Origin of the sequence: Brevundimonas sp. (assembly GCF_018608325.1) — a bacterium.
Lineage (GTDB): Bacteria > Pseudomonadota > Alphaproteobacteria > Caulobacterales > Caulobacteraceae > Brevundimonas.
This window is the reverse complement of sequence record NZ_JABAZW010000092.1, coordinates 1-14,226: the sequence shown is the minus strand read 5'-3', so window position 1 is coordinate 14,226 and position 14,226 is coordinate 1. Positions and strand designations below refer to the sequence as shown.

Here is a 14,226-nt window from a genome sequence, read left to right as displayed (position 1 = left end):
GCGCACCAGAGGCCGCCCCGTCTCCAGCCGGTGCAGGAAGCCTTCGCACAGGACCACCGCCTCTTCGGCCAGAAGTCCCGTCTCCACCGTCAAACCCGCCGTACGCAGGCGCTCAGTGCCACGCCCCGCCGCGAACGGCGACGGATCAAGACAGGCGACCACCACACGCGCCACTCCAGCCTCAGCCAGGAAATGAGCACAGGATTTGCGGCCTGAAGACCGCGCGCCGCACGGCTCCAGCGTCACATAGGCGGTGGCGCCGACGACCTCAGCTCCGGCGGCAGGCACGGCCTGTTCCTCGGCATGGGGCCGTCCGCCCGGCGCCGTGGCGGCCTGGGCGATGACGCGGCCATCCTTGACCAGCACGCAGCCGACCGCAGGATTGGGCCAGGTTTCGCCCATGCGCCCTTTGGCCAGTTCGATGGCCTGGGCCATGAAGCCCCGGTCGGCGTCGGTCCAACTCATGCGACGGCCGGGGGCAATTCTTCGGCGCGCGAGGCGTCAAGATAGCGGGCGGCGGTCGGCTTCAGATCAGCGTCCAGGTCGATCTCCAACGGATTGCCGGTCGGAATCTCCACGCCGACGATCTTGTCGTCCGGCACAGCGAACAGAAGCTTGACGATGGCGCGCAGCGAGTTGCCGTGGGCGGCGATCAGCACGTCCTCACCGGCCTTCAGGCGCGGTGCGATCTCGGCGTCCCAATAGGGCTCGACCCGGTCCAGCGTGGTCTTCAGGCTTTCGGTGTCGGGAATGGTCTTGCCCGCATAGCGGGGGTCAGAATTGAAATCGAACTCGCCGCCCGGCGCCAGCGGCGGCGGCGGCACGTCATAGCTGCGGCGCCAGACCTTGACCTGATCCTCGCCATGCTTCTCGGCAGTCTCGGCCTTGTTCAGACCCGTCAGGCCGCCGTAATGCCGCTCGTTCAGACGCCAGTCCTCGATCACCGGCACATCGTTCAGACCCGCCGACTGCAGGGCCAGGGCGCCGGTGCGTTTGGCGCGCGTCAGGACCGAGGTGAACATGACGGCGGGCGTAAACCCGGCTTCAGCGATCAGTTCACCGCCATGACGCGCCTGAGCCTCGCCTTCCGCCGTCAGATCGACATCGACCCAGCCGGTGAAACGGTTCTCGAGGTTCCATTGGCTCTGGCCGTGGCGAAGCAGGATCAGGCGCGACATTCAGCAGGCTCCGTAGAAGACGGGCGTAAAGGGGAGACGTTTGGGGTAGGCCGCTGTCATCAGCCGGTCAAGGTTTCGCCATCGTCCTGCATCGCTGACAGCCATAACGACGTTCGCATCGTGTTGCGGCGCAACAGCCTGCAGGGCTATAGGGTCAGCCGTCCAATCGCCTGTACAGCTTATTTACGTTCTTTCGCACCGCCGACTAGGCGCCTGCCTCCCAAGCCGCCCTACTTTCCAAGGTCATTCCCATGCTGAAACCCCGCCAGGATCTGACGCCGAACACGGCTGCCTATGAAACCCAGGCGCTGGTGAAGCCGACGGGGTTCCGCGAATACGACGCGCGCTGGATTCTGGAAAAAGAGATCAACCTTCTGGGCATCCAGGCGCTGGGCCTTGGCCTGGCCACCTTTGTCCACGAGATCGGTGTCCAGCCCAAGATCGTCGTCGGCCATGACTTCCGCGGGTATAGCCTCAGCGTCAAACAGGCCCTGATCATCGGCCTGCTGGAAGGCGGGATGGAGGTTTTGGACGTGGGTCTGGCCCTGTCGCCCATGGCCTATTTCGGCCAGTTCGAACTGGACGCCCCGTGCGTCGCCATGGTCACCGCCAGCCATAACGAGAACGGCTGGACCGGGGTGAAGATGGGCGCGAACAAGCCCCTGACCTTCGGCCCCGACGAAATGGGCCGTCTGAAGGAAATCGTGCTGGGCGGACAGGGCGTGGCGCGCGACGGCGGCAAGCTGGTGCGCGTCGACGGCTTCCGCGAAACCTATGTCGCCGACGTGGCGTCCAAGGTCCAGATCAAGCGTCCGCTGAAGGTGGTCTGCGCCTGCGGCAACGGCACGGCCGGCGCCTTCGCTCCCGACGCCCTGCGCCGCATGGGCGTCGAGGTGATCGAGATGGACACCGACCTCGACTACAACTTCCCCAAATACAACCCGAACCCGGAAGACCACGCCATGCTGGTCCAGATGGCCCAGCGTGTGAAGGAGACGGGCGCCGACCTGGCCCTGGGCTTCGACGGCGACGGCGACCGCTGCGGCGTGGTGGACGACACGGGCGAGGAAATTTTCGCCGACAAGATCGGCCTTATGCTGGCCCGCGACCTGTCGAAGAGCCACCCCAATGCGACCTTCGTCGTCGATGTGAAATCGACGGGCCTGTACAAGACCGACGAGGTGCTGAAGGCCAATGGCGCCGAGGTCGTCTATTGGAAGACGGGCCATTCCTACATCAAGCGTAAGACCGCCGAACTGGGCGCCCTGGCCGGGTTCGAGAAGTCCGGTCACTTCTTCATGGCGGGCGATCTGGGCCACGGCTACGACGACGGTCTGGTCGCGGCGGGCGCCATTCTGGCCATGCTGGACCGCAATCCGGGCAAGAAGCTGAGCGAGCTGAAGGCCGCCCTGCCCAACGCCTGGACCAGCCTGACCATGTCGCCGCACTGCGATGACGAACTGAAGTACGGCGTGCTGGACCGGATCGTGAAGGAATACTCGGACCTCGCCGCCGCCGGGGGCGAAATCCTGGGCCGCAAGATCATCGAGGCCATCACCGTCAACGGCGTGCGCGTGCATCTGGACGACGGTTCATGGGTCCTGGTCCGCGCCTCGTCCAACAAGCCCGAACTGGTCGTGGTGGTCGAAAGCATGCGCTCCGAAGACGACATGCGCGACCTGTTCCGCAAGGAAATCAAGCCGCGCCTCGCCGCCTATCCCGAGATCGGCGCATTCAATCAGGAGATCTGATCGGCACCTTTTCGTCATTCCGGGCGAAGGGGCGGCGGCGAAACCACCGCCCCAACGGGTCAATGCACCCGCGCCTTGCCGATCTCCAGACCGTCCTGACCCGCTGACACGGCGATGACGCCGCCGTCCTCGATCTCGCCCGCCAGCAGTTTGCGGGCGATGGGGTCGACAAGGTCTTTCTGGATGACGCGCTTTAAGGGGCGGGCGCCATAGACGGGGTCGTAGCCGCGGTCGGCCAGCCAGGCGAGGGCGGCGTCGTCGATATCGATGGCCATGCGGCGGTCGGCCAGAAGCTTCTCGAACCGGGCCAGCTGGATGCGGACGATGCCGCCCATCTGGTCGCGGCCCAGACGGTGGAACAGGATGATCTCGTCGATCCGGTTCAGGAACTCGGGCCGGAAATGCCCGCGCACCGCCTCCATCACGAAGGGACGCACGGCCTCGACATCATCGCCCTCATTCTGACTGGCCAGGAACTCCGAACCCAGGTTGGAGGTCATGATGATCAGGGTGTTGCGGAAGTCGATGGTGCGGCCCTGACCATCGGTCAGGCGGCCGTCGTCCAGCACCTGCAGCAGCACGTTGAAGACGTCGGGGTGGGCCTTCTCGACCTCGTCGAACAGGACGACCTGATAGGGGCGGCGACGCACCGCCTCGGTCAGGGCGCCGCCCTCGTCATAGCCGACATAGCCGGGAGGGGCGCCGATCAGGCGGCTGACCGAATGCTTCTCCATATATTCTGACATATCCAGCCGGGTGATGGCGGCCTCGTCGTCAAACAGAAACTCGGCCAGGGCCTTGGTCAGTTCCGTCTTGCCCACGCCGGTCGGGCCCAGGAACAGGAAGCTGCCCAGCGGACGGTTGGGGTCGTTCAGGCCGGCGCGCGCGCGGCGCACGGCGTCGGACACGGCGGTCAGGGCCTCATCCTGCCCCACGACGCGGCCGCCCAGAGCATCCTCCATCTTGAGCAGCTTCTCGCGCTCGCCTTCCAGCATCTTGTCGACCGGCACCCCCGTCCAGCGGCTGACGACGGCGGCGATCTGTTCGGCGTCGACGACTTCGGGGGTCAACGGTCCCCCACGACCTGAGGCGCCCGAGGTTTCATTGGCCTCGGCCTCAGCCAGCTGTTTTTCGATCTGCGGAATCTGCCCGTAGGCGATCTCTGACGCACGGCCCAGGTCGCCCGCGCGCTGAGCGTTGGTCAGCTCCAGACGCAGACGGTCCAGGGTTTCGCGCAACTGAGCGCCTTGGCCGACCTTTTCCTTTTCCGACTTCCACTGGTTCGTCAGGTCGTCGGACTGACCCTCCAGATCAATGATCTCGTCTTCCAGCTTCTCCAGACGGTGCTGGGAGGCGGTGTCGGTTTCCTTCTTCAGGGCCTCGCGTTCGATCTTCAGCTGGACCAGACGGCGGTCGATTTCGTCCAGAGCCTCGGGCTTGGAGTCCACGGCCATGCGCACGCGCGATGCGGCCTCGTCGATCAGGTCGATGGCCTTGTCGGGCAGGAAGCGGTCGGTGATGTAGCGGTTCGACAAGGTGGCGGCGGCGACGATGGCGCTGTCCGAGATGCGGACCCCGTGGTGGACCTCGTACTTCTCCTTCAGGCCGCGCAGGATCGACACCGTGTCCTCGACCGTGGGTTCGGCGACGAAGACCGGCTGGAAGCGACGAGCCAGAGCCGCGTCCTTCTCGACGTGCTTGCGGTATTCATCCAGGGTGGTGGCGCCGACGCAGTGCAGTTCGCCGCGCGCAAGGGCGGGCTTCAGCAGGTTGGAGGCGTCCATCGCCCCGTCGCCTTTGCCGGCGCCGACAAGCGTGTGCATTTCGTCGATGAACAGGATGACCCCGCCCTCGGCCGCCGACACCTCGTTCAGCACGGATTTCAGGCGTTCCTCGAACTCGCCGCGATATTTCGCGCCGGCGATCAGGCTGCCCATGTCCAGCGCCATGACGGTCTTGTCGCGCAGGGATTCCGGCACGTCGCCATTGACGATGCGCAGGGCCAGCCCCTCGACGATGGCGGTCTTGCCGACGCCGGGTTCACCGATCAGGACGGGGTTGTTCTTGGTGCGACGGGCCAGCACCTGAATGGTGCGGCGGATCTCCTCGTCGCGGCCGATGACCGGGTCGATCTTGCCGTCGGCGGCGGCCTGGGTCAGGTCGCGGGCATAGCGTTTCAGGGCGTCATAGCCGTCTTCGGCGCTGGCGTTGTCGGCGGTCTTGCCCTTGCGGATGTCGGCGATGGCTGTCCCCAGCTTGTCAGGCGTCACGCCGGATGATTTCAGAACCTGAGCCGCAACCCCGCCTTCCTTGGCCAGAGCCGCCAGCAGGCGCTCGGTCGTGACGAAGGCGTCGCCCGATTTCTTGGACGCTTCCTCGGCGGCGGCGAAGACGCGGGCGGTGTCGCCGTCCAGATACAGCTGGCCTGAGCCGCCCGTGACCTGGGCGCGTTTCTTCAGGGCGGTTTCAACATCGGCTTCGGCCTTGCGGACATCGCCGCCGGCCGCATTGATCAGGTTGCGGGCCAGCCCGTCGCGCTCCTCAAGCAGGACCTTGAGCAGGTGTTCGGGCGCGAACTGCTGGTGACGGCGCGCCAGCGCCAGAGACTGGGCCGACTGAACGGCCTGTTTGGCGCGGTCGGAGTAGAGATCGAGATTCATGTATTCCCCTCAGGAGGCGGATTTCATCTCACTGCGCCCTTATCGAAAGCGACGCCTTGAGCTGTCTCAAACGAGATGGTGTTGCCGATTTGGCGCACAAGGGGTCGGGTCAGGATTTACGGCGGCCTGCGGCGTGTTGGGCCGCCAGCACGGCGACGGCGCGCAGATCCTCGCGGCTGACATCCAGCGCCTCGTGCATTTCCGACAGTGCGGCGTCGATGTCGGCCTCTGAAATCGCCAAAGCGCCGGGCGCGACCTTCTCTGGCCTGTGCGGATAGGCGTGGCCCGAAAACCGGTGGAACAGCCAGGCCGCGCCGACCAGCAGGACGGCGTTCAGGGCGGCGGGGGCCAGCGGGAACAGCCAGGCGGCGGCGGGCCCCGCCAGCACCGGCGTCAGGGCCGTGCCGCCGCCAGGCGGATGCAGGCATCCGAACAGGGACATGACCCCGATGGCCAGGGACACGGCGACGGCGCCGCCGATCATGGGGTCATGGATGGTGTGGGCGACGATGACGCCGATCAGGCCCGAGATGGCGTTGCCGCCGATCACCGGCCAGGGCTGGGCCAGAGGGCTGGCGGGCACGGCGAAGACCAGCACCGCCGAGGCCCCCATCGAGGCGATCAGCAGGGCGTGCGCCGCATGGTCCGCTCCCAGAACCCAGCGTGACACCAGCCCGGTCAGGCCGATGCCGAACAGGGCGCCCAGACAGGCGGCCGCACGATCGCGCAGGGTCGCGCCCGCCAGAATGGGTCGAAACAGCCGCATGAAGCCCCCTCACGCCGAGGTTACCTGCCTAAACCCAGCGAAACCGCCGCGATAGGCCGGTTCGACGCTCTGGATATATTTTAAGGCCGCCCGGCCACAGGCCATCGTCATGCGTTGTGCCTGCATGCCCGAATTATCGGGCGGTAGGAGCTTACCATGCGCAAGACCCTGATCGCAGTCGCCGCCGGCCTTATGGCCCTCAGCGCCGCTTCCGCACAGGCCGCGAGCTTTGACCAGTCCCGACAAGGACAGCCAGAACACGCCGCTCCGATGCGGCCGAACGAGGCCCGCCCACACCAGACCGGCCCCGTCCCCTATATGCAGAACACCGGACCGAACCAGTCCGACATGCGCCGCGCCGACAATCGCGGGCCGGACAACAATGACCGGTATGGTCTCTGGCAAGCCAGTTGGGGCGCGCGCCCCTCTGACCCTCCGGCGCACTTCTCGCATCATGGCGACTGGTATCGCCACGTCCACGCCTGCCAGAGCCGTTTCAGGAGCTATAATCCGCACACGGATCGCTACACCGTCCGTCGCGGCCAGACGGCGGTTTGCCGCCTGTAGCGCCTGAGACAAGACGGCCGGGCGACGTCCTCGCCGCCCGGTCTTGTCGGGTGATCGGGAACCCACAGCTTCGCCATACGCTTTGGACCGATGCTTACGACCAAGATGAACCCCCGCGTCTTCTGGGGGGCCAGCGCGATTGCAGGCGCCCTGCTGTTGTTGGCCCTGATCGCGCCGAACACCTCCGACCTGATCTTCGGTCGGGCCCAGGCCTGGGTGATCGACACCTTCGGCTGGCTTTATGTCGCCGCTGTCGCGGGCTTTCTGGGCGCCGTGGTCTGGCTGGCCGCCGGGCCGACCGGGCGGTTGAAACTGGGGCCTGACGACGCCGAGCCGGACTTCCCCTATCTGTCCTGGCTGGCCATGCTGTTCGCAGCGGGCATGGGCATCGGCCTGATGTATTTCGCCGTCGCCGAGCCGGTGCAGCACTATATCGCCCCGCCTGAGGAAGTCCCCGGCACGGTCAAGGCCGCGCGCGAGGCCATGGTCATCACCTTCACCCACTGGGGCGTCCACGCCTGGGCCATCTATGCGGTGGTGGGCTTGAGCCTGGCCTATTTCGCACACAGAAAGGGCCTGCCCCTGACCATGCGGTCGGGCCTGTATCCCCTGCTGGGCAAGCGGATCAACGGACCGATCGGGGACGCGGTCGACATCTTCGCCATCTGCGGCACCCTGTTCGGCATCGCCACCTCGCTGGGGCTTGGCGTGGCCCAGATGGCGGCGGGTCTGGACTATGTGTTCGGCATTCCCAACACCGTGCTGATCCAGGTCGGACTGATCGTGGCGGTGATGGGGGTGGCGACGCTGTCGGTGCTGTCGGGCGTCGACAAGGGCGTGCGACGCCTGTCGGAACTGAACCTGATCCTGGCTGTCTGCCTGATGCTGTTCGTGCTGTTCGCCGGGCCGACCCTGTTCCTGATGCGGGCGCTGGTGCAGAATTTCGGCCTGTATCTGGACCACTTCTTCCTGCGCACCTTCACCCTCTATGCCTATGAGCCCAGGGCATGGATGGCGAACTGGACCCTGTTCTACTGGGCCTGGTGGATCGCGTGGTCGCCGTTCGTGGGCATGTTCATCGCCCGCATCTCACGCGGGCGGACGGTACGTGAGTTTGTGGTCGGGGTGCTGCTGGTGCCGACCGGCTTCACCTTCCTGTGGATGACCGTATTCGGCAATACGGCCATGGCCTATGACATGGGTCAGGCGGCAGGCGCGATTTCGCAGGCGGTGCAGGCCGATCTGTCGACGGCCATGTTCCACTTCTTCGAGCAGTTGCCGGGCACGATGTTCACCTCGACCCTGGCCATACTGCTGGTCGCGGTCTTCTTCGTCACCTCGGCGGATTCCGGCTCGCTGGTGATCGACACCCTGGCGTCGGGCGGCGCAGACGACACCCCGCGCTGGCAGCGGATCTACTGGTGCGTGATGCAGGGTGCGGCGGCGGCCCTGCTGTTGCTAGCGGGCGGATTAGGCGCATTACAGGCCGCGACCCTGGTGGCGGCCCTGCCCTTCTGCATCATCATGATCCTGCTGGTCGCGGGCCTGTTCCGACAGATGAACGCCGACCTGACCGGCGCCGTCATCGCCACCGAAGCCGCGCCCCTGTCACAGCAGCTCAAGCGCATCCTGACGCCGGCGACGCGCACCGACATCGTCAGGGAGATCGACCGACACGGCCTGCCCGCGCTGGAGACGGTGCGGAGCGCCCTTGAAGCCGAAGAACCCGACGCCGAGGTCGGCCGCGACGAGGCCGCCGCCTGGCTGACCGTGCGGCACGGCGAGCGGGTCTTCATCTATCGACTGGGCGCGCGCTCACGCCCTCGCCCGGTCGTAAGCCAGCGCGACGCCCCCGTGGGACGCCGCCTGCTGGAGTGGCGTCTGACGGCCCAGACCGGCGACGGTTCGCGCCCCTATGATGTGACGGGCTTCACCCAGAACCAGATCGTCGCCGACGTGCTGGAGAAGCTGCAGGCCTGGCGCCTGGCCTGAGCACACAGGGCGGCGCCGCGAACAACGCCGCCCTGCTGATTATCAGCCGCCAGACGGGCCGGTCGAGAAGTCGAACTGTTCCGGCTGACGGCGCTGGCCGCCGCCGAAGTTCCACGTCAGGCCGATGTAGAAGGCGCGCAGCTTGATGTCCTGTTCCGACCGTTCGCGGAACAGGGGCGTGTCATAGGTGACCGTGTTGTTGAACGAATTGAACAGGTCGCGGGCCGTGAAGTTGAACGACAGAGTCTCGTTCAGCTTGCGGCGATAGCCCAGGTTGACCATGCCCCCCGCCTCGCGCTTGCCCTGCGCCAGCAGGCTTTCGCCCTGCCAGAAGCCGGTGACCTGAACAAAGTCCTTGGGCGTCGGCTGCCAGTTCAGGCTGAGGCGTCCGCTGGCCATCGTGCCGTCGCGGTCGCGCCCGCCCGGAATCCCGGCGGCGTCGATCTCCTGCTGGAACAGGTTGACGGCGGCGTTGTAGCGCAGGGTCGGGTGCAGACGGCCGTTGGCGACCAGCTCAACCCCCATGTCCCGACGCGAGCCCAGATTTTCCGGGCGTGTCAGCAGGACGCCGCCGCCGATGTCGCTGGCCACATCGGTGAAGGCCTTGTCCGTGTCACGCAGATAGGCGGTCGCCTGATAGAAGGTCTGGCCCTTGCGCAACTGCCACATGACCTCAAAGGAGTCGGTTTGCTGCGGCTGCAGGTCCGGGTTGCCCGAGCGCAGGTTCAGCGGGTCCTGATAGACCACCAGCGGGTTCAACTGGCCGGGCTGGGGACGCTGGATGCGGCGCGAATAGCTGGCGCGCAGGGTCTGCTCGTCCGACAGCTTGTATTGCAGGTGGGCGGTCGGATAGGCGCGGAAATAGTCCTGGGAGGCGGACGTGCCGCCGGTCAGGTCATCGATGCGGATATCGGCCTGCTCCAGCCGCAGACCCGCCTGGGCCGACAGCTTCTCGGACAGGCTGCGCTCATAGGTGCCGTACAGGGCGTGAACCGTCTGGCGCGCCTTGAACCGGCTGCTGAGGCCCGGAACCACCGGCAGATTGTTCTCGACGGCGCCTCGGCTGAAGACCACGTCCTGATCCGGGCGCTGATCGTTCAGTTCGTAACCCAGACGCAGCTTGCCGCCGTCGGCCATGGGACGGACATAGGCGCTGGTGAAGCCCAGGGTGATCTGGTTCACGTCGGTCGCCGTGCGCTCGTACAGGGTCGCGGCGGCGGGCGTCAGGTAGATGGTGCTGGCTGGCCCCGAGCTGTCGTTGCTGTTGCTGTCGTAGCGAAGCTCGTTCGACCATTCGTGGCCGGAATCGTCGAAGCGATGCAGCACCCGCCCCGTCACGCCCCAGTTCTTGAAGTTGAAGTCCTGGCCGCCCTCACGGCGATAGGCGCTGGTCAGGGCGCCCGCCGCGTTGCGGGTCTCGAACAGCCCGCCCCCGGAGCCTTCGCCGTCAAAGACGACGCCGCGCAGTTCGCCGGTCAGTTGGGTCTTGTCAGTCAACTTGTATTCGGCGGTCAGACGCCCGAATGCGCCGTTCTGTTCGGACTCGATGCGCTGATCGACGCTGGTGGTCGAAACCACCGCGCCGGTGACGGGATCAAGCTGTTCACGCAGGCGCGACATGTCGATGTTGGTGGGATCGGTCCGATAGCTGAGATCGCCCGACAGGGTCAGACGGTCCTTCTGATACGATCCGCTCAATCCCGCGTTCCAGCGCCCATTATCGCCGACATTGGCCCGCAGCGAGCCGGTCGTCTGGGTTCCCGGCTTGGGCGCCGTGGGCTTGGTGATCAGGTTGATGACGCCGCCCGAACCCTCGGGGCTGTAGGCGGCGGACGGGTTGGTCATGACCTCGATGCGCGCATACTGGCTGGCGGGCAGCTGGATCAGCGCCTGACCACGGCCGGGCCCGGTCAGGATGCCCGACGGACGGCCATCGACCAGGATGGTGACATTGCTGTCGCCGCGCAGGGATACATTGCCCTCGGGATCGACATCGACAGAGGGGACGTTGCGCAGGGCGTCGGCGACGCTGCCGGTCACGGCCTGCAGATCGTTGGCCAGGCTGTAGCTGGTGGAATCGATCGAGGTGCGAACGTCGCTGGCGCGCGCATTGACCACCACGTCGCCGACGGTGGCGGCCTGACCCGTTGCTGGCGGCGTTTGGGCAGGCGGCGTCTGAGCCTGAGGTTGGGCCGGTGTCTGGGTCTGAGGCGCAGGCGTCGCCGGGCGCGGCGCGGGCGTCTGGGCCAGGGCGGCTCCGGCGGGCAGCATCAGGGCGGCGCTCGCCAGCGAGGCGTAATACAGTCTGTTCACGAGATGATCCTGAGCAAGCAGAGACGGGGGCATGCTTTTTCCTCGCGCTAACAACGGCAGGGACAGAACACCAGTTAAGGATGTGTCATGTGACGGCGCGCTTCAGTCGCGCTTGGCCAGTTCGAGCTTGGACTGTCGGCGCCTCGGCGTTAGCGTCGCCAGAAGTCTTGCCGGAGTTTTCAATGTCCCTTCGCCTGTCGCGCCGCACCGCCCTGTTCGCTTCCGGGGGCGCCGCCGCCCTGGCCTCCAGCCCGGCGTGGGCGCGTACGGCGGCGAATGACGACGCCAGCCTGATCGAGGCGGTGGACGCCTATGTGAAGACGGCGATGGCGGCGTGGCCGGATCAGCCCGCCATCGGCATTGCGGTGGTCAAGGACGGCCAGACCATCCTGTCGCGCGGCTATGGCGTGAAGGTGCAGGGCAAGCCCGCGCGGGCCGACGAACACACCCTGTTCGCCATCGCCTCCAACTCCAAGAACGTCACCGCCGCCGCCCTGGCCATTCTGGTCGATGAGGGCAAGGTGAAGTGGGACGAGCCGGTGAAGACCTATCTGCCCGGCTTCAAACTGTCCGATCCCTACATCACCGGCCATATCACCGTGCGCGACACCCTCAGCCACCGGGCCGGATTCGGGCTGGGCGCGGGCGACCTGCTGTTCTGGCCCAACAGCGACCGCACCCGCGCCGAGGTGATCGCCCAGGCCGCCTTCGTGCCGATCGAGGACGGGTTCCGGGCGCGCTATCACTATTGCAACCTGATGTTCGTCGTGGCGGGCGCGGTGCTGGAGGCCGTGTCGGGCCTGACGTGGGAAGACTTCATCCAGACGCGGATTCTGGACAAGGTCGGCATGACCGAGACCGTGCCCCTGGCGCGTCTGGCCGACCCCGCCAAGTCCGCCCTGCCCCATGCCCGCGTCGGACCGCCGCTGCGCACCCATGGGCCGATGGTGCAGATCGCAAACTCCATCGCCGAGGTCTGGAACTGGGATTCAGCGGCGGCGGCGGGCGGCATCTGCACCACCACCACCGACTGGGCCAAGTGGATCGCCGTGCGCCTGAACGAAGGCAAGCTGGCGGACGGTTCGCGCCTGTTCTCAGAAGCCGCCGCGCGCGAGATGTACCGCCCCAACATCATCGTCGGTTCGTCGCCCGGACCGACGGCGGAACTGCCCAACCGCGCCATCGCCTCGACCTATGCGATGGGCTTGCAGGTGCAGGACTATCGCGGCGAACGGATCGCCAGCCACGGCGGCGGCTCGCCCGGCGGCATTTCCGCCACCGTCCTGATCCCCGGCCGCAATATCGGCTTCGCCATCTTCTCGAATGCCGAAGAAAGCTTCCTGCTGCGATCCTTGCGCTCAGGCGTCACCGACCTGTGCATGGGCAAGGTCGATGTCGACTGGATCGCTGATTCCAAGAAGATCGAGGCCGAGGGCGAGGCCAAGTCGCAGGCCGCCGCCGTCGAGATCGACGCCAAACAACGCGCGGGCGCCCCGCCGTCCATGCCGCTGGACGCCTATGCCGGAACCTGGCGCGACCCGTGGTACGGCGACATCACCATCGTGCAGAAGACCGAAGGCCGGGGCCGCAACCGCAAAACCGGCCTGTGGCTCAGCTTCACCCACACGCCCGCCCTGCAGGGCTGGCTGGAGCCGTATGACGGCGAAACCTTCCGCACCCGCTTCCCCGACAAGCGCGAGGAAGACGCCTTCATCACCTTCAACATCCTGACCGCGCGACCGGCGACGGCGACGGTGAAGGGTGTGTCGCCCGACATCGACTTCTCATACGATTATCAGGATCTGAGGCTGACGCGGGTCTGAGGCCGGATTAAACGGGCGATCCAACCGGATCGCCCGGCGTCAGCGGACCACCTCGATCAGGTCCAGTTTGGATTCCTGCTTGGGCCAGGGCAGAACCACGCGCCAGCGGTTCTCGCCGATCCGCTCCACCACGCCCGCCTGATCCCGGTCAGGCTTCTCGCCATAGGTCGGGAAACCGCGCTCGTCGCCCCACGCCTGAGAGCCGACATAGACCACGCGGCTGTCGCCGTCGGGATAGAGCCTGCCCTGGAACCGCTGCGAGCCGGTGGTCTTGGTCAGGATCAGATCGCCGCCCGGCGTCAGTTCGACCCGACAGGCGAAGAAGGGATAATCGACATAGGCCAAGGTTCCACCACCCCGCGTGCCCAGCTTGACCGTGCGGCAGCGATAGGTTCCCTGCCCCGGCTGCACCCGGCCTGCACGTGCGGCGTTGGGGTCAGCCAAGGCGCCCAGTTTCTCGACCTGGGCGGAATAGCCGGCGTCTTCCGCCTCGATACGGGACAGACGCCAGGCGTCGTCAAGTCGGCCCAGCAGCCCCTCGTCCGTGCTGGAGACAACCTTGCGCCAGTCATCAGTCGCAGGCGTCGCCGTTTCCGGCGGCGGCGTGTCAGACGGCGCAACCGCCTCGGCCGCCGGCTGGGGCGTCTGGGCTTCCGCGACCTTCAGGGCGGGCTGCTCGGACTTGGCGCCGCGATTGTCGCCGCACGCGCCCAGCGCACCGATCAGGGCCGCTGCGCTGACCAGCGTCAGCATTTTCAAATGAAGGGATCGCATGATGTTTCGCCTTGAAAGCGGGCTGACGGTCAGTTGGCGGGGACCAGTTCGATCAGGTCCAGATTGGACTCGTTCTGCGGCCAGGGGATGACCAGACGCCAGCGCGCGTCGTCAATCCGTTCCAGCACCGCCACCAGATCGCGGTCGTCATTCTGACCATAGGAGTTGGCGGGCGGCTCTTGCGCCAGAGCCATAGAGCCCAGCAGGACCATGTGCCGGTCATTCTCAGGGAACAACAGGCCGGACGGGCGCTGCGAGCCGGTGGTCTTTGAGAACTTCAGGCCGCGCGGCGTCTGTTCGATGCGGCAGCCGAACCAGCCGTAGATCACATAGCCCAGACCGGCGGCGCCGCCCTGCGACCCCAGCTTCACTGTGCGGCAACGATAGCTGCCGGGCGGGGGC

Annotated in this window: 11 protein-coding genes; 4 read left to right on the top strand and 7 right to left on the bottom strand. The window is 66.4% G+C overall.

The window, feature by feature from the left end:
- Nucleotides 1–465: bifunctional diaminohydroxyphosphoribosylaminopyrimidine deaminase/5-amino-6-(5-phosphoribosylamino)uracil reductase RibD (locus QZ281_RS09135; RefSeq protein WP_292227434.1), on the bottom strand; the 465-nt coding region annotated here is incomplete at its 3' end.
- A complete protein-coding gene (gene gpmA / locus QZ281_RS09130) occupies nucleotides 462–1,178 on the bottom strand; it encodes a 2,3-diphosphoglycerate-dependent phosphoglycerate mutase (protein ID WP_292227432.1) in 717 nt (238 codons plus the stop codon). The genes QZ281_RS09135 and gpmA, both read right to left, overlap by 4 nt.
- Before the next feature lie 251 nt (nucleotides 1,179–1,429).
- On the opposite strand from gpmA, the gene QZ281_RS09125 reads away from it, so the two are divergent.
- Entirely contained in the window at nucleotides 1,430–2,929 is a 1,500-nt protein-coding gene (locus QZ281_RS09125; RefSeq protein WP_292227429.1) for a phosphomannomutase/phosphoglucomutase, read from the top strand.
- A gap of 59 nt (nucleotides 2,930–2,988) precedes the next feature.
- Here QZ281_RS09125 and clpB read toward each other — a convergent pair whose 3' ends face one another.
- Both clpB and QZ281_RS09115 read right to left on the bottom strand, forming a co-directional pair.
- Entirely contained in the window at nucleotides 2,989–5,589 is a 2,601-nt protein-coding gene (gene clpB / locus QZ281_RS09120; protein WP_292227426.1) for an ATP-dependent chaperone ClpB, read from the bottom strand.
- Nucleotides 5,590–5,698: 109 nt separating this feature from the next.
- On the bottom strand, nucleotides 5,699–6,355 hold the full coding sequence (locus tag QZ281_RS09115) for an HPP family protein (protein WP_292227424.1): 657 nt from the start codon (nucleotides 6,353–6,355) through the stop codon (nucleotides 5,699–5,701).
- 156 nt (nucleotides 6,356–6,511) lie between these two features.
- Between QZ281_RS09115 and QZ281_RS09110 the strand changes: the two genes are divergently transcribed.
- A complete protein-coding gene (locus QZ281_RS09110; protein ID WP_292227421.1) occupies nucleotides 6,512–6,922 on the top strand; it encodes a BA14K family protein in 411 nt (136 codons plus the stop codon).
- A gap of 90 nt (nucleotides 6,923–7,012) precedes the next feature.
- Nucleotides 7,013–8,914, top strand: coding sequence for a BCCT family transporter (locus QZ281_RS09105; protein WP_292227419.1), 1,902 nt, complete (start codon nucleotides 7,013–7,015; stop codon nucleotides 8,912–8,914).
- Nucleotides 8,915–8,956: 42 nt separating this feature from the next.
- On the opposite strand, the gene QZ281_RS09100 is transcribed toward QZ281_RS09105, so the two are convergent.
- Nucleotides 8,957–11,227: a TonB-dependent receptor gene (locus QZ281_RS09100; RefSeq protein ID WP_292227417.1), complete on the bottom strand. Its 2,271-nt coding sequence runs from the start codon at nucleotides 11,225–11,227 to the stop codon at nucleotides 8,957–8,959.
- Between the two features lie 182 nt (nucleotides 11,228–11,409).
- On the opposite strand from QZ281_RS09100, the gene QZ281_RS09095 reads away from it, so the two are divergent.
- Entirely contained in the window at nucleotides 11,410–13,050 is a 1,641-nt protein-coding gene (locus QZ281_RS09095) for a serine hydrolase (protein ID WP_292227414.1), read from the top strand.
- A gap of 39 nt (nucleotides 13,051–13,089) precedes the next feature.
- Here QZ281_RS09095 and QZ281_RS09090 read toward each other — a convergent pair whose 3' ends face one another.
- Together QZ281_RS09090 and QZ281_RS09085 are read right to left on the bottom strand one after the other, a co-directional pair.
- Nucleotides 13,090–13,824: a DUF4893 domain-containing protein gene (locus QZ281_RS09090; protein ID WP_292227411.1), complete on the bottom strand. Its 735-nt coding sequence runs from the start codon at nucleotides 13,822–13,824 to the stop codon at nucleotides 13,090–13,092.
- A 29-nt stretch (nucleotides 13,825–13,853) separates the two neighbouring features.
- The coding region (locus QZ281_RS09085) for a DUF4893 domain-containing protein (protein ID WP_292227409.1) at nucleotides 13,854–14,226 on the bottom strand (373 nt) is incomplete at its 5' end.